This window comes from Flavobacterium sp. RSP15, from assembly GCF_003968755.1.
Taxonomy (GTDB): Bacteria; Bacteroidota; Bacteroidia; order Flavobacteriales; family Flavobacteriaceae; genus Flavobacterium.
Genome location: NZ_RYDL01000003.1, coordinates 347,874 through 368,353 on the forward strand (window position 1 = coordinate 347,874; position 20,480 = coordinate 368,353).

The 20,480-nt window shown below is 33.4% G+C and carries 18 protein-coding genes; 8 read left to right on the top strand and 10 right to left on the bottom strand.

Annotated features, from left to right (window positions below):
- Positions 1–41: 41 nt before the first annotated feature.
- From EKM00_RS06040 to EKM00_RS06050, 3 genes are read right to left on the bottom strand one after another with little or no spacing between them, the layout of a single operon-like run.
- A complete protein-coding gene (locus EKM00_RS06040) occupies positions 42–1,436 on the bottom strand; it encodes a DUF5723 family protein (RefSeq protein ID WP_126454573.1) in 1,395 nt (464 codons plus the stop codon).
- Complete coding sequence (locus EKM00_RS06045; protein ID WP_233579276.1) at positions 1,433–2,128, bottom strand: hypothetical protein; 696 nt, start codon at positions 2,126–2,128, stop codon at positions 1,433–1,435. Before EKM00_RS06045 ends, EKM00_RS06040 begins: the two co-directional genes overlap by 4 nt.
- Positions 2,094–2,957 carry a hydroxymethylglutaryl-CoA lyase gene (locus EKM00_RS06050; RefSeq protein ID WP_126460253.1) on the bottom strand — a complete coding sequence of 288 codons (864 nt, stop codon included), beginning with the start codon at positions 2,955–2,957 and terminating at the stop codon, positions 2,094–2,096. The genes EKM00_RS06045 and EKM00_RS06050 overlap by 35 nt, the downstream gene beginning before the upstream one ends.
- A 198-nt stretch (positions 2,958–3,155) precedes the next feature.
- Here EKM00_RS06050 and EKM00_RS06055 point away from each other — a divergent pair, with 198 nt between their 5' ends.
- Positions 3,156–3,767 (top strand): hypothetical protein, encoded by a 612-nt coding sequence (locus tag EKM00_RS06055; RefSeq protein ID WP_126515578.1) that lies wholly within the window; start codon positions 3,156–3,158, stop codon positions 3,765–3,767.
- Positions 3,764–4,474, top strand: a complete 711-nt coding sequence (locus EKM00_RS06060) for a DUF3307 domain-containing protein (RefSeq protein ID WP_126515579.1) — start codon at positions 3,764–3,766, stop codon at positions 4,472–4,474. Before EKM00_RS06055 ends, EKM00_RS06060 begins: the two co-directional genes overlap by 4 nt.
- Here EKM00_RS06060 and EKM00_RS06065 read toward each other — a convergent pair.
- Complete coding sequence (locus EKM00_RS06065) at positions 4,460–5,479, bottom strand: quinone-dependent dihydroorotate dehydrogenase (RefSeq protein WP_126515580.1); 1,020 nt, start codon at positions 5,477–5,479, stop codon at positions 4,460–4,462. The two genes, EKM00_RS06060 and EKM00_RS06065, sit on opposite strands and share 15 nt — an antisense overlap.
- A 529-nt stretch (positions 5,480–6,008) precedes the next feature.
- On the opposite strand from EKM00_RS06065, the gene pepT reads away from it, so the two are divergent.
- Positions 6,009–7,250: a peptidase T gene (pepT, locus tag EKM00_RS06070; RefSeq protein WP_126515581.1), complete on the top strand. Its 1,242-nt coding sequence runs from the start codon at positions 6,009–6,011 to the stop codon at positions 7,248–7,250.
- 640 nt (positions 7,251–7,890) lie between these two features.
- Positions 7,891–8,409: a hypothetical protein gene (locus tag EKM00_RS14785; RefSeq protein WP_199734598.1), complete on the top strand. Its 519-nt coding sequence runs from the start codon at positions 7,891–7,893 to the stop codon at positions 8,407–8,409.
- Positions 8,410–8,482: 73 nt separating this feature from the next.
- Here EKM00_RS14785 and yajC read toward each other — a convergent pair whose 3' ends face one another.
- The 3 genes from yajC to EKM00_RS06090 form a co-directional block, all read right to left on the bottom strand.
- The gene (gene yajC / locus EKM00_RS06080) at positions 8,483–8,755 is read right to left on the bottom strand and encodes a preprotein translocase subunit YajC (RefSeq protein WP_126454584.1); all 273 of its coding nucleotides are present in this window, start codon (positions 8,753–8,755) and stop codon (positions 8,483–8,485) included.
- 30 nt (positions 8,756–8,785) lie between these two features.
- Entirely contained in the window at positions 8,786–9,697 is a 912-nt protein-coding gene (gene nusB, locus EKM00_RS06085) for a transcription antitermination factor NusB (RefSeq protein ID WP_126515607.1), read from the bottom strand.
- A gap of 185 nt (positions 9,698–9,882) precedes the next feature.
- Positions 9,883–10,989, bottom strand: a complete 1,107-nt coding sequence (locus EKM00_RS06090) for a Glu/Leu/Phe/Val family dehydrogenase (protein ID WP_126454586.1) — start codon at positions 10,987–10,989, stop codon at positions 9,883–9,885.
- A 202-nt stretch (positions 10,990–11,191) separates the two neighbouring features.
- On the opposite strand from EKM00_RS06090, the gene EKM00_RS06095 reads away from it, so the two are divergent.
- Positions 11,192–12,952: an ABC transporter ATP-binding protein gene (locus EKM00_RS06095; protein ID WP_126454588.1), complete on the top strand. Its 1,761-nt coding sequence runs from the start codon at positions 11,192–11,194 to the stop codon at positions 12,950–12,952.
- A 71-nt stretch (positions 12,953–13,023) separates the two neighbouring features.
- Positions 13,024–13,404: a PUR family DNA/RNA-binding protein gene (locus EKM00_RS06100; RefSeq protein ID WP_126454655.1), complete on the top strand. Its 381-nt coding sequence runs from the start codon at positions 13,024–13,026 to the stop codon at positions 13,402–13,404.
- A 109-nt stretch (positions 13,405–13,513) separates the two neighbouring features.
- On the opposite strand, the gene EKM00_RS06105 is transcribed toward EKM00_RS06100, so the two are convergent.
- Entirely contained in the window at positions 13,514–13,849 is a 336-nt protein-coding gene (locus tag EKM00_RS06105) for a tRNA-binding protein (protein ID WP_126515582.1), read from the bottom strand.
- A gap of 280 nt (positions 13,850–14,129) precedes the next feature.
- Between EKM00_RS06105 and EKM00_RS06110 the strand changes: the two genes are divergently transcribed.
- Positions 14,130–15,248, top strand: a complete 1,119-nt coding sequence (locus tag EKM00_RS06110; protein ID WP_126515608.1) for a GTP cyclohydrolase — start codon at positions 14,130–14,132, stop codon at positions 15,246–15,248.
- Positions 15,249–15,483: 235 nt separating this feature from the next.
- Here EKM00_RS06110 and EKM00_RS06115 read toward each other — a convergent pair whose 3' ends face one another.
- Complete coding sequence (locus EKM00_RS06115) at positions 15,484–16,746, bottom strand: aminotransferase class I/II-fold pyridoxal phosphate-dependent enzyme (RefSeq protein WP_126454592.1); 1,263 nt, start codon at positions 16,744–16,746, stop codon at positions 15,484–15,486.
- Between the two features lie 283 nt (positions 16,747–17,029).
- On the opposite strand from EKM00_RS06115, the gene EKM00_RS06120 reads away from it, so the two are divergent.
- On the top strand, positions 17,030–17,794 hold the full coding sequence (locus EKM00_RS06120; RefSeq protein WP_126454595.1) for an NYN domain-containing protein: 765 nt from the start codon (positions 17,030–17,032) through the stop codon (positions 17,792–17,794).
- On the opposite strand, the gene EKM00_RS06125 is transcribed toward EKM00_RS06120, so the two are convergent.
- Complete coding sequence (locus tag EKM00_RS06125) at positions 17,787–20,162, bottom strand: hybrid sensor histidine kinase/response regulator (protein ID WP_126454597.1); 2,376 nt, start codon at positions 20,160–20,162, stop codon at positions 17,787–17,789. The two genes, EKM00_RS06120 and EKM00_RS06125, sit on opposite strands and share 8 nt — an antisense overlap.
- Positions 20,163–20,480: the final 318 nt, after the last annotated feature.

Here is a 20,480-nt window from a genome sequence, read left to right on the forward strand (position 1 = left end):
ATAGCAACTTAAAAACTAACGAAGTAATGTTAGATAGTACTTTATCTTTTACTGTTTTTGAAAATAACATTTAACCCCAGTTGAAAAGAAAGACTATTTGCCTTGGTAACATCGCGGTATTCCAAAAGATTATCAGCAAGAATATAGAAATTTACTGGTCCAAAATGACTGGACAATCCCAATCCTATATTCTTGTACGAATACGAATCTATGGTGTATGTGGCTTTCATTTGCAATGCCTTGAAGAGTTTTCGCCTGTAATAGGTGGTAAAAGCGACTAGTGGAGTTCGTGGTGTAGACATAACAAATAATTGGGCGCCAACTGCACTTTTATAAATAGTTTCCGGATCATAATTAAGACAATTACAATCTTCTGGTCTTTCTTCGTCAAACGAATACTGAACCGAAGTATTGAATTTTGCCGGGCGCCAAGTCGTATAATCCGCATATAAGGTGTCCAAAGGAATGGCATCATTGAATTCCTTGTATCCGTTTCCTGGTGAATTACCGGAGCTGAAATTCGGAATCACACCTTCATACTTATAGGTTCCTTTGTATGTTAAACTCTCTACTTCTTTGCTGTGTTTAATAAAACCCACATCAATAACACTGGCCGTAAGCTGTATGTTTTTCTTTGGATAATAGGTAAAACCAGCATCAAATCCCAGTCCTAAATTACCTCCTAAAAAAGCTCTTTTAGTAATGTCTTTCGCCACATTAGGTTCGTAATTCTCATCATTATATTGAGCAATTCCAGACGTATTGAGTTGTAATTGTGAATAAATTATCTGTTCATAGGCTCCTGTAGTGGAAGGAATAGTGTAAATGTAGCCTGAGTTCTTGGTAGAATTAGCATTGTAAATACTCGAATAAATTTTACCTCGTACTCCTAAAATAAACTTTTCATTGATGTTTTTATGAAATCCAACATGAAATACCGTTAGCAATTCTGCTTTGACATTCAGATCTCCTAAATTAAAAACTTTACCCAGATAACCTTCATTTCCGTCTAAAGCTAAAATGGCAATGTCTTTAGGAACATAACTTAACATATCAAATTCCTGATACATCCCAAACGAAATATAAGAATCATTTTGTTCTCCTTTGATTTTAAAACCTCCGTTAAAAAGTTCTATTTGTTCATTGATTGCTACTCTGTCTTTTCTAGAAGATGAGAATACTGCATTGCGTAATTTTACATTAAAATCGACTCCGTTATCCGCAAATAAATCATACGCCGAAAATCCGCTTGAGCCTACATTTGCAGAAATTCCGGACAATAAAGGAACTCCAAAATACCAATTATATTTGAAATCTGCTCCCGGATTAGTCATCAAAGACTGAGGAACTGAAGTGAAATTATATAAAATTTGTTTGTTTTGCGAAAAGCCATCTACAGCTAGAAATAAAATAAAAATTAAGATTACTTTTCTCATTCCAGCACTAAATAAGCGGTTGCACCTGAACGCAGTTTCAAACTCCCAGCACTATCCTCGTTCAATGGTGCACCAGGCGACATTGTCAGTGTAAAAGCAATTCTGGTAGTTCTTTTTAATAAATCAAGCTGGGAGTTTTCGAAAGTTTCTGTCTTAGTCATTTTGTTTTCCGAACCGGTATAAGCCGGAACAGTAAAATTTATAGCGTGAACGCGTTGGTAATTTTTGTCCAAAAACACTAAATCCACTGAATATGCTCTACTAATGGTATTTTCCATTTCAAATGAAAGTTCCACTTTTTTTAATCGCTGTCTAAAAAAATCATCATTAAACACATCCAATACGGGTGCATCAAAGATCACGCTTTGCTCTACTCCATTAGTGACAAAATCTTTTGCCAGAATGTCAAAATGTGCTAAATTAGATACAAAAACAGGCTCTAACTTTAAAGTGTCCACCTGATCATAATCTAAATCACTCGCGCATGAAAAAGAAAACAACAATAATATTAGTATTCCTATAACTCTATTGAAAGCCAGTAGTCTCATGGTATGATTCGTTAAAGAAAAAAATTTGATTCGTATGATTAACGCATCAATGATAAACTTATTATTGCCAAAATAAAAGAGTTCCACTCCAGTTTCCTTTCTTTTATTTCTAATGAAACTCTCCAAACAACTTAGAAGCCTCATTATAAGCACTTTCAAAACTCATTGGACTGCTATTTGTATATTCTTTTTGGGCAGTAAAATATGATAATAATTTCTCCGTGGGCATGTTCCCAGTCAGATCATCAGTAGCCATTGGACAACCACCAAAACCCTGAATGGCTCCATCAAAACGACGACATCCTGCTTTATAAGCGGCATCAATTTTTTCAAACCATTTATCAGGTGTGGTATGGAGGTGAGCACCAAATTCTATTTCTGGATATTGTGGAATTAAATTTGAAAACAAATACGAGATTACATCAGGGGCAGAACTTCCTACTGTGTCCGAAAGCGACAGGATTTTGACTCCCATACTGGCTAATTTTTGAGTCCATTCGCCAACAATTTCAACATTCCATGGATCACCATAAGGATTTCCAAAACCCATTGATAAATACGCCACGACTTCTTTGTTGCTTTTAGCTGCAATTTCAAGAATTTCCTGTAAGGTAATTAACGATTCAGCTATGGTTTTGTGGGTATTCCGCATTTGAAAATTCTCAGAAATCGAAAATGGGAAGCCCAAATAGCGTATTTCAGGATGAACAGCCGCAAGAGTTGCTCCTTGTGTATTGGCAATAATAGCCAATAATTTGCTTTTGGTTTGAGATAAATCAAGTTGTGCCAGAACTTCTGCTGTATCCTGCATTTGCGGAATTGCTTTTGGTGAAACAAAGCTTCCAAAATCTATAGTATCAAAACCCACACGCAACAAAGACTGAATATAAGTCACTTTTCTTGCCGTAGGAATAAAAGGTTTGATGCCTTGCATGGCATCCCGTGGACATTCTATAATTTTTATTGGTTCCATAGAAAGCCAAAGATAGAAAAACAATTAAGATTATTAAATTATGATTTTTAAAATTTCTAAAATTGATATTATTACCTATTTTGGTAATAAATTAAAATATTACGTAATTTGGTAATAATAAATATTATTACGTAATTTGGTAATAATTTGATTCTAACCTTTTGAAATTGAATTTGATTTTTTAATTACAGTTGAAATATGATAAGTATAATCACAGGAGACATTATTAATTCGAGAAAACTACCTTCTGCAATATGGATTGATGGCTTGAAAGAGCTATTGAATACCAAAGGTAAAAATCCGAGTGAATGGGAAATTTATCGGGGTGACGAATTTCAAATAGAAATTACAAATCCTGAAGAAGCACTACTCACAGCTTTGCAAATTAAGGCGTATCTAAAAACGCTGAAACTCGATGCGAGAATGAGTATTGGTTTTGGTGATAAAACCTATTCTGGAGCAACAATTTCCGAAAGTAACGGAACTGCATTCGTTCGATCGGGGGAACTTTTTGAAACTTTAAAAAAACTAAAAACGACCTTAGCCATTAATTCCGGCACTAGCGATTTAGATACTGAAATAAATTTAATGCTGCGTTTAGGATTGACCTTTATGGACAATTGGCTGGCGCAATCGGCTGAATTTATTGTGGTTTCTATGGCAAACAAAATGCTTTCTCAAGAAGAAATAGGCACTAAATTAGGTATCAATCAAGCCGCTGTAAGTCGGAGACGAAAACGAGCACAATTTGATCTGGTATTGGAATTAGATAATCATTTCCGAAAAAAAATTAAAAACCTCCGTGTATGATTATTTTTGTAAAACTACTATTGGCCCATTTACTTGGTGATTTTTTGTTGCAACCCACATCTTGGGTTTTAGATAAAGAAAACAGGAAACATAAAAGTATTTATCTTTATATCCACACGTTTATTCACTTTTTTCTGGCTTGGATTTTAATTGGTAAAACTAATTTTGTTTGGTTTGCGACTGTACTAGCGGTAACACATGGAGGAATTGATTTTATGAAATTACACGTTCAAAAAGACAAAACAAAACGCAATTGGTTCCTAATTGACCAACTTTTACATCTTATCGTGCTCATAGCAATTACACTATTTTACAATAACGACCGTATCGATTTTGCATCATTTGACAATCAATTTTGGATCTTTGCAACCGGAATACTTTTACTGACACAACCTACATCGATACTGATAAAAAATATCATTTCGATTTGGACTCCAGAAAACAAAAAAAACGATGATTCTCTAACCAATGCTGGAAATTACATCGGAATATTAGAACGCTTATTTGTCTTTTACTTTGTAATTAGTGCCCATTTTGAAGCCATCGGTTTTCTATTGGCTGCAAAATCTATCTTCCGTTTTGGAGATTTAAAAGAAGCCAAGGACCGTAAACTTACTGAATATGTTCTTATCGGAACCTTATTAAGTTTTGGAATTGCTTTATTGACAGGGCTTTTAGTACAATATGGGATATTAGAATTTTTCTAAAATTTTCATATTTATGGCTTTCACTAAAGCTGGTCCTTCATAAATAAAACCGGTATACAACTGAATTAAACTTGCACCAGCGTCTAATTTTTCTATCGCATCTTCGGCTGAATGAATTCCACCTACTCCAATAATCGGGAAGGCTTTATTGCTTTTCTCAGCTAAAAAACGGATTACATCAGTAGACCGTTTTGATAATGGTTTTCCTGACAAACCCCCTAATTCGGCTTTATTTTCGGATTGCAATTCTTCACGGGAAATTGTAGTATTAGTAGCAATAACGCCTGCTATTTTAGTTTCCTTTATAATAGCAATAATGTCAAGTAACTGCTCATCTGTCAAATCGGGAGCGATTTTTAGCAGAATTGGCTTTTCCTTTGGCTTTGCCAAATTCTTATTCTGCAGCGTTTGCAACAGTTGCGTCAATGGCTCTTTGTCTTGCAAAGCACGGAGATTAGGCGTGTTTGGCGAACTCACATTAACTACAAAATAGTCCACATAATCATACAAAGCGTCAAAACATATTTCATAATCTGAAGTCGCTTCTTCATTTGGTGTCAACTTATTTTTTCCAATGTTTCCACCTATCAAAATGCCTTTATTATTTTTTAATCGTTCCACCGCTTCTTGAACTCCGCCGTTATTGAAACCCATTCGGTTAATAATGGCGCTGTCTTCTTTCAAACGAAACAAGCGTTTTTTAGGGTTTCCTTCCTGCCCTTTTGGGGTAAGTGTTCCTATTTCGATAAAACCAAAACCAAAGCTGGACAATTCTTTATACAACTTGGCGTCTTTATCAAATCCAGCCGCAAGTCCTACGGGATTTTTAAATTTTAGTCCAAAAACTTCTGTTTCTAGTCGGGGATCCTTGACTTCATAAAGAAGTTCAAAAAGAGAAGAAAACCCTGGGATTTTAGACAAAAAGTGAATTAATGAAAAAGTAAAATAGTGCACTTTTTCAGGATCAAACCAAAAAAGTATGGGACGTAAAAGTAATTTGTACATGGGTGCGTTGTTATGGAGTACAAAAATAGAATTATCTAACCGATAAATAAATATTTAGAAAATAATTTATATAAATCATTTTGATTACTAAAAATATCCAGGAGTACAACGCGTATTAGAGTTACTGATCCGTAAAAATGGTGACTCGGCAGGAATTACAAATTGTAATGCTTTTAATTCATGATGCCCAACAGTAAAGCAATAGTAGTCCGAAAAAATCTAATTCCTATTTTAGTGGTTTAATAAAAGACGGAATCACCGCCTTTTATATAAAAATAGCACCTATATTGATAGAGGAAAATCACTGGCACTTTGGACAAAAAAAATGGAAAATGGAAACTTTTCCGCGACTGTTTTTACGCTGATATACCAATGGCAAAATATAATTGTTCATTATTTCCCTATACCGACACGAAAATAATAGTGCAGGCATTGTTATTTCAAAAGATTAAAATAAACAAAATTCACACCAACATTTACTTAAAAATGCTCCTTAAAAAATGATTATATTTGCATAAAACAAAGAAAAATGCAACATATCATAGACCGTTTTATCAGTTATGTAATTATTGATACCGAATCTGATTCAAACTCAGAAACTACTCCAAGCACCCCAAAACAATGGACTTTAGCCCATAAACTGGTTGACGAATTAAAAGCTATAGGAATGCAAGACGTAACAATAGATGACAAATCATATATTATGGCTACTTTGCCCAGTAATGTGGCTCATGAAGTGCCAATCATAGGGTTTATTTCTCATTTTGACACTTCTCCGGATTTTTGTGGAGCCAATGTAAAACCTCAAATTGTGCGCAATTATGATGGAAAAGATATTGTATTAAATGCGGATAAAAACATTGTATTATCCCCAAGTTATTTCAAAGATTTACTGCAGTATAAAGGACAAACACTAATCACTACAGATGGCACAACATTACTAGGAGCTGATGACAAAGCCGGAATTACAGAGATTGTTACCGCAATGGAGTTTCTGATCAATAACCCGGAAATCAGACACGGAAAAATACGAATTGGCTTCACACCAGACGAAGAAATTGGTCGTGGTGCCCACCATTTTGATGTAGATAAATTTGGAGCTGAATGGGCGTATACTATGGATGGTAGCCAGGTAGGCGAATTAGAGTATGAAAATTTTAATGCAGCTGGTGCCAAAATCACTTTCAAAGGCAAAAGCGTACATCCTGGTTATGCCAAAGGGAAAATGATCAACTCTATGCTGATTGCCAATGATTTTATCAATGAACTCCCCTCCGGAGAAACACCTGAAGAAACTAAAGGATACGAAGGTTTCTTTCACGTGCATCACATAACAGGAAGCATCGAAGAAACCGTTTTAGAACTTATTATTCGGGATCACAACAAGAAAAAGTTCGAAAGGCGTAAAGAATTAATCGAGAAAATTGTTCGAAAAATCAATAAGAAATTTGCAAAACAATTTGGTGAAGACATAGTTATCACTGAGATTAAAGATCAATATTACAATATGAAAGAAAAGGTTCTGCCTGTAAAACACATTGTAGATATTGCTGAAAAAGCAATGAAAGAAATAGGAATCAAACCGCTTATTAAGCCTATTCGTGGTGGAACAGACGGTTCACAATTGTCCTATAAAGGATTACCATGTCCTAATATATTTGCAGGAGGACACAACTTTCACGGAAAATACGAATATATTCCTGCTGAAAGCATGCAAAAAGCAGTTGAAGTAATCGTAAAAATTGCTGAGTTGACAGCATTAGGAGATTAAATTATAAAACAAGCCTAATTTAGAATATTCAAAAACCAATACCTATTCTTGAGATAAAAATAATAATTGGTATGCCAAATTATAATTTCTCAAATTAATTATTCCTACAACAAAATTAACAGCAGAAATTCAGAGATTCTATCCTTACAAACAATAAGAATTCTTAGAGTATATTAAAACAGCAAAAAGAGACGTTCCAGTATTGAAAAAAGAATACGAATACTATAAGAAAACATTAAGTTTAATGACAAATACCAATAACATTAAGTCCCATTTCTAAGAATTTAGAATGGGGCTTTTTAATTTTAAAAACACCTCGAAAACAATATAGCTAACAACCATTATATAAGTTCGTGTAGTAACATTAGACAAAATAACGCAACAGATTGAATTTAAACTACTGTTTTACAATATTACTACTTTTCACCTTATGGTGTTTAAACTTTTGACTTCCTTAAGTTACAAATCATTCGGAATAACTACTTTTAAAATCTTATTCTTTGTATTTCATATACAACTGTCTCTTGCGCACTATTTATGGCATACCCGAACCTTCCAATTTAGAATATTGAAAAGCTTAACATTGGAAAGTAAATTAAATCACTATATTTGCTAACAATTACTTAACTATTTATTAACATTGAAAATTTTAAATAAAATCCAAACGACACTAATAATACTCACTATGATACAAAAAGAAGAAAATTCAACAGTCCCTACTTCAGTAAAGCCTGAAATTGATAAACCTGTAAGAGCATCCAAAAACAAAGTTATCAAACCTTCTGAAGAAACTATAGCACCACTTAATGAAGTAGTAATAACTGAAACAATAGAAGAAACCATAGAAATTTCATTAGAAGACAAAGACGATACAACTATGGAAGGGCTAAATGAAAAAGAAGACAAAAAAGATATTAAAAAGAAGTTAAAAATAAAAGACATGAAAGACAAAGACAAGAAAAAGGCTAAAAAAGCGAACGCAAAAGAGAAAGCAAAACAAAAAGCGAAAGCGAAAGCAAAAAAGGCAAAAAAAGCAAAAAAAGATAAAGCAAAAAAAGCCAAAGTAAAAGTCAAAATAAAAGCGAAGAAAGCAAAAGCAAAATCTAAAAAAGCAAAGAAAGCAAAGAAAGCAAAGAAAGCAAAGAAAAACAAAAAATAATCTGATTATTTTTTATCCAAAAAAGTCCCAATCCGAAACCGGTTGGGACTTTTTTAATTTCTGAAACCAAAAATTATTTTTTGTTCAATACTGCACTCATTTCCATAGAAATTGCAGAACGCTCCATTTTCAATTTTCCAGACATTGTCTCTACTACTACCGTTGTATCCGCTAGTTCAGAAACTTTTCCGTGAAGACCACTTTTTGTAATGATTTTATCACCTACTTTAAGTGTGCTTTCAAATTCTTTTTCATTTTTCGCTCTTTTTTGTTGTGGTCTGATCATAAAGAAATAGATCACCACAAACATTAATATAAAGGGTGCAAATTGAGTTAATTGTTCCATAATTTTATTTTTATTTTTATTTGTTAATTATTACATTAAGCCACGACCGGCTTTTATAATTCTTTTACTGGCTTGAAGCTCTTTTACGAGACTATCTAAAATTCCGTTGATAAAAATACTACTTTTTGGTGTAGAATATTCTTTGGCAACCTCTAAATATTCGTTAAGAGTTACTTTTACGGGAATAGACGGGAATTTCAAGAACTCACAAATTGCCATTTTTAGAATGATAGTATCTATTTCGGCAATCCTATCACTGTCCCAATTGGGCGTTTTATCCACGTATTCCTTAGCTAATTCCGTTTCATTCAAGACTGTTTTTCGGAACAAGTCTTTCACGAAATCCCTATCTTCATTGTCTTTATATAACTTTGGCACTCTGAAATTATCATCTTCACCAGATTTGATCGCTTTCAATTGTTTGATAATATGTGTGTTTACTAACGGAATATCATCCACCCAAGTCAATTTGTCATCTTCCAGATACTCATACAATTTCTCGTTAGGAACAATTACATCCATGAATAAATCAACAATAAACTGTCGGTCTTCCTCAAAGGTGTTCACCGCATTATTCATGTATTGCGCATACAATGTGCTGGCTTTAATATCATTCAAAAGCAATAAAATATAATCGTCATTTAACGTCCAATTATTGATTTTACGGTTTTCCAGCGCGATACTTAATGAATTATTTTCGGAAAGAATTTGAAAGATTCTATTTTTGATGAATTTTTCGTTTGGTTTACGTTCCTCAGGAGTTGCAAGATGTTTCAAACTGGATTTATGCAAAAAAATAGTTTCTGTTTTGCAAATTTCAATCAGCGAAGAAAGCATTATAAGGTATAAATCTTGAATATTGTCGATACTGTAAAAAAGGAATTTTTCTTCTTTTTCCAGATTATCTGAACCGCTTTGATGCATCGCATAAATGGACTGCATAACCTTGACGCGAATGTGTCTTCTATTTACCACCTTGTAAGAACTTTTATTAATTAGGGTGCAAAAATAAGTATTTCATTTTTTAAAATAAAATATATAATCGGTTATTTTAATGTATTCAATCAACAGTATTCAGTGAATGGTACAAAAATATTCACTGAATACTGAAAATTGAACCTTAAAAACTACTTTTTACTATTTTCTATTTTTCTTTGATTGATGCGATTTTGAGCAATAGTCAAAGCCGCATGATGCGTTGTCATCTTGTTTGCGAGGGCAAAATCAAATATTTCTAAGGTTGTGTTGTAAATATTTTCTGTTTTACGCATGATCTCCGCTTTATCATAATGTGCTAATTCAGCGTACACATTGATAATTCCTCCGGCATTAATCAAAAAATCAGGAGCATATAAAATGCCTCTTTCTTGCAGAATTGCGCCATGAACATTCTCATCCGCTAATTGATTATTAGCAGCTCCAGCAATAACTTTGGCTTTAATTTTATAAACAGTATTATTATTTAACGTTGCTCCCATGGCACAAGGCGCGTAAATATCAACATCAGCACTGTACAAATCGTCTCCTCTGAAAATTGCTGCATGGTACTTCGCTCCTACTTCATTCAGTTTTTCTTCATTGATATCAGCAATGGTGACAATAGCTCCTTCTTTAGTCAAATAATCAACTAATGTTTCGCCAACGTGACCAATTCCTTGTACCAATACCTTCTTACCACTCAAAACATCCGACCCAAATTGTTGTTTTGCAGCCGCTTTCATGCCTAAATATACTCCGTAAGCCGTAACAGGTGATGGGTTTCCGGAACCACCTCTTGATTCAGAAATTCCAGTAACATACGGCGTTACATCTCTAACTGTATCCATATCTTTAGTTTCCATTCCCATATCCTCAGCAGTAATATACCTTCCGCTTAAAGAATGAACAAACTCACCGAATTTACGCATCAACTCCGGGGTTTTTTGTGTTTTGGCATCGCCAATAATCACCGCTTTACCGCCACCAATATTCAATCCTGTAATTGCTGCTTTAAAAGTCATTCCGCGTGAAAGTCGCAGTACGTCGTTTAGGGCTTCCCATTCATTCGCGTAATTATACATCCGCGTACCACCCAAAGCGGGACCCATAACCGAATTATGAATACCAATAATTGCTTTTAAACCTGTATCTTTGTCGTTGCAAAATACAATTTGTTCATGATCATCAAATGATAATTGACCAAAAACGGGATCCATTTTTTGAAGTTCCTTTACAGTAGTGAAAGCTGCATTCATAGCGTGAAATTTTTATAATGATAAAATTATGAATTTGTCAAAAAGACGATCCAAAATTACACAAAAAATAAATATGAGGTAACATCTTATGGGAAAATTGTTTATTCAGCAATTTACACAATCAAAAAATTATTATTAAAATTACTAAAAGCAAAATTTTACACCATCAATAAAGCTATTTCAACATAGAATATCATAAAAAATGAAAGAATTACGTTATTTAAATAAATATTTCGTCAAATACAAATACAGTTTTTTACTGGGGATTGTTTTTACCATTATTGCACAGATCTTTATGCTTTTTACACCCAAGCTGATCAGCAAGTCTTTTAAGGTAATTGAGGCTTTCGCCAAAGATAAAACCGTAGCCAAGTCAGTCATTCACGAGGAATTAGTTGCGAATATTTTACTAATTATTGCCACAACAATCATTGCTGGTTTTCTTACTTTTTTGATGAGACAAACCCTAATCGTGATGTCGCGCCACATCGAATTTGATCTAAAAAACGAAGTGTTTCGGCAATATGAGAATTTATCTCAAAATTTTTACAAACAAAATCGTACTGGCGATTTGATGAACCGAATCAGCGAAGATGTATCCAAAGTCAGAATGTATGTAGGTCCTGCGGTGATGTATACTATAAATACCGTAATTCGTTTTGCTATTGTAATTGTGTATATGTATAACGTATCGCCAAGATTGACTCTGTATACCTTGCTGCCTTTGCCGCTATTGTCCTATGCCATTTTTAAACTTAGTTCCGAAATCAACGTAAGAAGCACCATTTTTCAACAATATTTATCTAAAGTTTCCAGTTTTTCGCAGGAAATATTTTCAGGAATCCGAGTGATCAAAGCATATTCATTAGAAGATCAACACCAAAAAAACATGGTAAATTTAGCCCATGAAAGCAAAAGCAAAAGCTTGAATTTAGCCAAAGTACAATCTTTATTTGGACCATTAATGCTTGCCCTTATAGGAATCAGTAACTTAGTGGTCATCTATTTTGGAGGTCTGATGTACATTGATGGAACGATCAAAAGCATTGGAACCATCGCTGAATTCATCCTATATGTCAACATGCTGACCTGGCCCGTGGCTTCACTAGGTTGGGTTTCGTCAATGGTTCAGGAGGCCGAAGCCTCTCAAAAAAGGTTAAATGAATTTTTAAAAATTGAACCCGAGATAAAAAACAAAAACGAAAACAAATCCATAATTGAAGGTTCTATTTCTTTTGAAAACGTAAGTTATACCTACGAGGACACTAATATCAAAGCGTTACAAAATATTTCGTTCACAGTAAAAAAAGGAGAAACCTTAGCCATTTTAGGAAAAACAGGTTCCGGAAAATCGACTATTTTATCGTTGATTTCCAGAATGTATGATGTTACAGCCGGGAAAATAAATATTGACGGAAATGAAATAAGCGCCATTAATCTGTTTGATTTACGCAACAGCATTGGTATTGTTCCACAAGATGCCTTTTTGTTTTCGGACAGTATCAAGAATAATATTATGTTTGGGAAAGAAAATGCTTCAGAAGAGGAAGTGAAATCTGCTGCCAAAAGTGCTGTGGTACATGACAACATTATGGGCTTCAACAAACAGTACGAAACGGTTCTTGGCGAAAGAGGAATTACACTTTCCGGAGGTCAAAAACAAAGAGTTTCCATCGCCAGAGCAATTATCAAGAATCCCCCTATTTTACTTTTGGACGATTGCTTGTCAGCAGTGGATACTGAGACCGAAGAAGCGATATTAAACAATTTGCAAGAAATCTGCAAGGACAAAACAACGATTATAGTGAGTCACCGCGTATCATCAGCTAAAAATGCTGATCGAATTATCATTATTGAAAAAGGACAAATTATACAACAAGGTTCTCATAATCAATTGATAAATCAAGAAGGGTATTATGCTGCTTTGTATTTGAAACAACTTTCAGAAAAAGAAATGCTATAATTGTTGTATAATACATATTTTTTATAGATTTTTGGATACTAGTTAATAACCATAAATTGACAGAAAGGATTATGAGAGAACATGACATGTTAGAAAAAGAAGAGATATTTTCTAAAGTTTTAAGAGCTGGAAGAAGAACGTATTTCTTTGATGTGAGAGCGACAAAAGCAGATGATTATTACATTACTATTACTGAGAGCAAGAAATTTACGGAAGAAGATGGATCTTTCCATTTCAAAAAACATAAAATCTATTTATACAAAGAAGATTTTGCTGCTTTTGCAGAAATTCTTGGCGAAATGACTTCTTATGTTTTGAACCATAAAGGCGAAGAAGTAATTTCAGAAAGACACCAAAAAGATTTCAAAAAAGAATATGCCTCTGAGAAATCAGAAGATGAAATCATACCGCAAACATCAACTTTTACCGATATAGAATTTGATGATATTTAATATTTAGTTCCTTACTTACCAATAAAAAAGTCTAGAAATCATCTGATTTTTGGACTTTTTTATTTTAGAAAATCAATTTACAGTTGATTAAAAGAATTACTTTCACAAATTAGCCAATTCGCAATCCGTTTTCAATTTTGAAATCCGGGGTCAATAAAATCACATCCCCTTCCTGACCAACTGCTCCTAAAATTAAACATTCACTACTAAATTTTCCAATTTGTTTTTTAGGAAAATTGACTACGGCAACAATCTGTCGGTTGAGTAAATCCTCTTTCGCGTACCGTTTCGTTATTTGTGCGGATGTTTTTCGTATTCCAATTTCGGAGCCAAAATCTATTGTGAGCTGATACGCTGGTTTTCTCGCTTCGGGGAAATCATTCACTGCCAGAATTGTTCCTATACGCATCTCTACTTTTTCGAATTCAGTCCAAGATAATTCCATAAAATATTAGTTTTAGTTTTGAATTATAAATATACTATTTTAACTATTTATACAACGCCAATCCATAAGGAAAAACCAGCTTTTCATCGACAAACTCAAATACAGCGATAGTGATAGAAATATCCGTAACATATTCCCGACCAATCAAAACCTAAAAAACGAGTCCTTCACACAAAGGAATAAAATAGCCCTTTTTTTTCTTTTTCATGTATAAGTTAATTATATTCGTAATTTTGTGCCTCAAAAAAACAGTAACTATACATTGAATCAATCCTACGCAATGATCACCATACAAGAAGCGAAAACAAAAAGCGAATTAACTGATTTTATCAAATTCCCTTTTTCTTTATACAAAAACAATAAAAACTGGGTTCCACCACTAATCGCTGAAGAACTGGAAGGATTTGATAAAACAAAAAACCCCGCTTTTGAAACTGCTGAAGCCTATTTTTATGTTGCTAAAAGAAATACCAAAATAGTAGGCAGAATTACGGCAATTATCAATTGGAGTGAGGTAAATGATCAGCAAAAAAAGAAAGTACGTTTTGGCTGGTTTGACGTCATTGATGACATCGAGGTAACGAAAGCACTCTTAGAAAAAGTATATGAATTAGGAAGGAAAAACAATTTAGAATATGTTGAAGGCCCGATGGGATTTTCAAATCTAGACAAAGTAGGCATCCTGACCGAAGGTTTTGACCAAATAGGAACCATGATTACTTGGTACAACCATGAATATTATGCACGTCATTTTGAGCAATTGGGCTATGTAAAAGAGAAAGAATATATTGAGAGTAAGTTTCCTTTTGAAAACGTAAAACTACAATTTTTTGAAAAAGCAAATGATTTAGTCAAAAAAAGATACCAATTAAGTCCGCTTAATTTCAAAACAACTAAAGAGGTCATGCCTCATGTGGATAAAATGTTTGATTTATTTAATAAATCCTATGCTTCCCTATCTTCATTTGTGGCTATTTCCGACACTCAAAAAGAGTATTTCAAGAAAAAATACATCAGCTTTATCAATCCTGAATTTATAAAATTTGTAGAAGACAAAGATCATAATATCGTGGCCTTTAGCATTGTGATGCCTTCTTTTGCCGAGGCAATACAAAAATCCAAGGGAAAATTATTTCCGTTTGGATTTTTGCATTTACTACTGGCAAAAAAATACAGCAAAGATGTCATTTTCTATCTGATAGGCGTATTGCCGGAATATCAAAACAAAGCCGTGACCGCCATTATTTTTAAAGAATACTATGAAACTTTCCGAAAAAAAGGGATTATTAATTGTTTTAGAACCCCTGAATTAGCTGATAATGCTCCCAGTCTAAACTTGTGGAAACATTTTAATCCATTAATTCACAAACGAAGATGCACGTATCGGTTAGAATTGTAGTATTTGACACGTATTGAATTAAAAAAAATCATCAGTTTTGCTGATGATTTTTTAGTTTTAAATGCCTGCATGCTGTTTTTTTGGAAGAAAATTATAAGTCAAAGGATATACTTTACTTATGACATCACCATACCCTTTAGTTTTTGTTGTATTAAGATATCACTTCTTTTTAAGTATAAAAAAATCCATCCTGCTAAAGAAAGCAGGATGGATTAGAATAACTTTTTTCATTAGACTAAGCGTCTAAATCAACTTTTGTTTTAGTTGCAATCTCTTTATAGGTTCCATTTTCTAATTTTTCACGAATGGCTTCAAAAGCAAGTAGTGTTTCCTCAATATCTGATAATTCATGTGAGGTCGTAGGTATCATTCTCAATAAGATAATTCCTTTTGGAATAACAGGATAAATTACAATCGAAAGGAAAATTCCGTAATTTTCTCGCAAATCGTTCACCATAACCATAGCTTCCGGAACACTGCCCTCTAAATAAACAGGAGTAACACATGTGTTTGTGTCTCCAATATTAAAGTTTCTGGTTCGTAATCCGTTTTGTAAAGCATTAACATTCTCCCAAAGTTTTTCTTTCAATTCTGGGTGATTACGCAACAATTCCAGTCGTTTCAGAGAACCAATTGTTTGAATCATTGGCAAGGACTTAGCGAACATTTGAGAACGCATGTTGTATTTAAGGTAATCAATAATGTCTTTATCAGCAGCTACAAAAGCACCAATATTAGCCATTGATTTAGCAAAAGTGGAAAAATAAACATCAATATCATCCTGAACTCCTTGCTCTTCACCTGCTCCGGCACCTGTTTTTCCCAGTGTCCCAAATCCATGTGCATCATCAACAAGCAAACGAAAATTATATTTTTGTTTCATATCCACAATCTCTCTCAATTTCCCTTGCTGTCCACGCATTCCAAAAACGCCTTCCGTTATAAAAAGGATTCCTCCTCCAGTTACTTTAGCTAATTTTGTGGCGCGTTGCAGGTTTTTTTCCATACTAGCAAGATCGTTATGACGGTATGTAAAACGTTTTCCCATGTGCAAACGAACACCATCAATGATACAAGCATGTGCATCAACATCATACACAATGACATCATTTTTCGTTACTAAAGCATCAATTGTAGACATAATTCCTTGGTAGCCAAAATTCAATAAATATGCTGATTCTTTGCTTACAAAAGCAGCTAATTCATTTTCTAATTGCTCATGATATTTGGTATGTCCACTCATCATTCGGGCTCCCATTGGGTAAGCCGCTCCATATTGTGCAGCCGCATCAGCATCTACCTTCCGTACTTCCGGGTGATTAGCGAGACCCAAGTAGTCATTTAAACTCCAATTCAAAATATCTTTCCCATCAAACTGCATTCTTGGACCTAACTCACCTTCTAATTTAGGAAAAACAAAATAACCTTCCGCTTGTGAAGCCCATTTTCCTAATGGTCCTTTATTGTTTTGAATCCTTTCGAATAAATCTTTTACCATAATATATGAAGTAATAATTTTAATTTTTAAGAAGTTGCAAAAATAATTATTTATATTTTATAAAGGACTTGAAAACAAATTTATTTTTAGTTTATTACAACGATAATCCCTGACAATTTCCTACTATATACGATATCTGTTACACTATCTAAAAAAAAATGCTTCATTCCTGCTAATAACACAACAAAAAGGATATCTCACAAAACTTTGAAACGATCTTGATTCAAAATCGTTTTATCAATAAACATTGTATCTTTGAATAAATATTTCAATACTAAAGTTTATGGCACAGGACACAAAAGAGTTAAAATTAGCGGTTCTAATTGATGCTGATAATGTTCCCTACAGCAATGTAAAGGGAATGATGGAAGAAATTGCTAAATTTGGCACTCCAACCACTAAACGTATTTATGCTGATTGGACGAAACCTAATGCCGGTGGATGGAAAAGTGTTTTATTAGAGCATGCCATTACGCCTATTCAACAATACAGCTATACTGTAGGAAAAAACTCTTCAGATTCAGCGATGATTATTGACGCAATGGATTTATTATATTCTGACAAAGTGGATGGTTTTTGTATTGTATCCAGTGATTCTGATTTTACCCGTTTAGCAATTAGACTTAGAGAATCCGGTATGAAAGTAATTGGTATTGGAGAGCAAAAAACGCCCAATTCATTTATTGTTGCCTGTGATCGCTTCATCTATATTGAGGTTCTGGATGGCGCAATCAAGAAAAAAACAAAAAAACCAACGGCCACTGATCCTAAAAAAGTTGCCCCAAAAACGTTAAACAAAATTGATTTGCACACCATTGAATTAATAGAATCAACCATTGAAGATATAGGTGATGACAGTGGATGGGCATTTCTCGGTGACGTAGGAAATCTTATTGTGAAGAAAAAACCAGAGTTTGATCCTAGAAATTATGGCTTTTCTAAATTAACTCCAATGTTAAAATCATTGACCGATATTCTAGAAATTGACGAAAGAGACTCCGATAAAAAAGGAATCAAACACGTTTATGTACGATTGCGATTTAGTTAACTAATTTTTTGATTGCCTCATATAGCACTTCTTTTTTGATTGGTTTAGACAAATAATCATTCATTCCTATTTCCTTAACCCGCTGTTTTGTGGCCTCCATGACATCCGCTGTAACAGCAATAATAGGAATATGGCTGTTTCGTAAACCTGCCGCTCCATTTCTTATTGCAATTGTAGCTTCATAACCATCCATTACTGGCATTTGAAGGTCCATCAGTACAATATCAAATTGATTTTTAATTAATGCCTTTATTCCTTCCTGACCATTATTAGCAAACATAACTGTGGTATTCAACCATTTTTTAGTAATCATTTTGATCACCATCTGGTTTATGGGATTGTCTTCAACTACTAAAATGGTTTTCCCTTCTAAATCATTTTCAATTCCTATTTTAGCAGTTGTTCCTATGCTTTTTTTTTGTTCAGAGACCTCAAAATCAATTGTCAGGACACAGGTGGTTCCCACATTAATCACGCTATCCATTTTAATACTTCCGTTTTGCATATCTACCAATGTTTTCACGATATAAAGTCCTAATCCAAGTCCGCTGAATTTTTTCTTATTATCACTACTCTTTTGATAAAAAGAATCAAAAATACGTTCCTTTTTATCAGGAGAAATTCCCACCCCAGAGTCTGAAATGATCAATATCAAGCTCGCCCTGTTGCCGGGCAATAATTCCGCATCAATAGTAAACTTCACACTCCCTTTTAAGGTGAATTTAATGGCATTACTTAATACATTATTAACGATCTGAACCAATCGATTCGCATCTCCAATCAAAAAATCAGGAATATTCTCTGATTTCGAGAATTGAAACTCAAGTCCCTTTTCTTTAGCTATATTGATTGCATTATTCTTTAAATACTCTAAAACCTGTACGGGATCAAATGGATTATTTTCCAGTTTTAATTCCCCTTTTTCGATTTTAGAAAAATCAAGAATATCATTGACCGAACTCAATAAACTATTCGAAGAATACTTTATGATTTTGCATTTATGTTTGATCGTATCATCTTCAACTTCATTAGAAATTGACTCAATCAAATTCATAATAGCATTCAATGGAGTACGTAATTCATGACTAATATTTGATAAAAAATAAGATTTCAAATCATTCATTTCTTCAGAACGAATCAAAGCAAGACGATTGAGGTTGTCTTTTTCATTTTTAAGATTCCGAATCAAATTAGCCATAGAAAGGGAAAGAAAAATAACTTCCAAACCAGTACCTAATTTAGAGCTGTTTTCTGTTAGAAACGAATTGGGAATTTGACTGAAGTTATTGAGAATAAAAATGCCAAAGCCGAGCACCAAAAAGAAAATGCCTATTGTAAAAAAACCATCTACATGTATTTTTTTACAATACAAATACACTACAGAACTTATAATCAAGATAAGAATCAGCAATCCCAACACATTTGCCAATGGATAACACAAAGCTAAAGCCTTAGGGACAAATAAAATACATACAATTAAAACAAAAGTTAAAAAATAAAGGACAGTAAATAAAAAGTAAATTATTTTATTATGTTTTTTGATATTCAAAAAAACCTCACTGTATTTGCCCAGTAAAAAACCTGCGATCATCGCAAAAAACAACACTGCACGAAGCGAAAACCAACCGCCTTGAGGGGTAATTAACTTATAAAAATAACCATCTAAAGAGAACTGCATTAAGCCGATAAAAACCACGTATAAGCTATAATATAAAAATGCTTTTTGGCGTAAAGCAAAATAGAAGAAAAAATAAATAACAGAAACAGTTGCTAAAATCCCATAGAATATACCAAAAAATAACTGCTCGTTTGAGATCAACTTTATAAAGTTTTCTGAAGAGTACAACATGACCGGCATGTTGACAACTTCACCATCACTTTTTAGATGCAAAAATAATTGCTGCCTCGAATTTGGTAAAATTTTAATTTTAAAAATAGTTTTACGATTATCAAAACTTCGTTCAGCAAAGGGCATATTATCACCGCTTACCATTTTGGTGATTTTTCCCGAAGTGCTATCAATAAAATACAATTCTACTAAATCCGTTATAGGTCTGGCCGTTTCTAAATAATAATTCAAAGTCCGATCACTAGAGTTTATAAGCTCCGTTTTTGACCAAAAATTATTTTGAGAAAAACCTAAATCATCATTTTCAGTTTGAAGTTTTTTAGGATCAAATGAATTAAAGTTGGCAACGACATAGTGAATATCTAAATTTCTTTGACCAACATCTGCAACTGTAGTGTAATTGTGCAATGAAACTTCTTTGGGTATAGTTCCATTACTGAATTCATATTGAGAAAATGATTTAGTAAAAAACAATACAACTACAGAAACATAAATCCATTTATCTGTTTTTTTACCCATCGCCGTAAACTGTATAATTAAATATTAAATTATATACGTTGAAAGATAAAGTTTGGTTTTATAACAGATTCTACAATTGCTAACGTTTGATACAAACAAAAGTGACTTGTTGGGTTTAATGATTCAAAGCGTAATAACCCCCTTCAAATATAGCTTACAATACACGAATTCAAATATTCATTTTCAAATATTTGAGCGCAATGTTTAACACATATTTCCTTTATGATAGCGTTTAGAAAGCACCCTAAAAAAAATACTGTTGCCATGTTTGACACAACTATGAATTAAAAACATCCTACTTGGACAAAAACCTAGCCC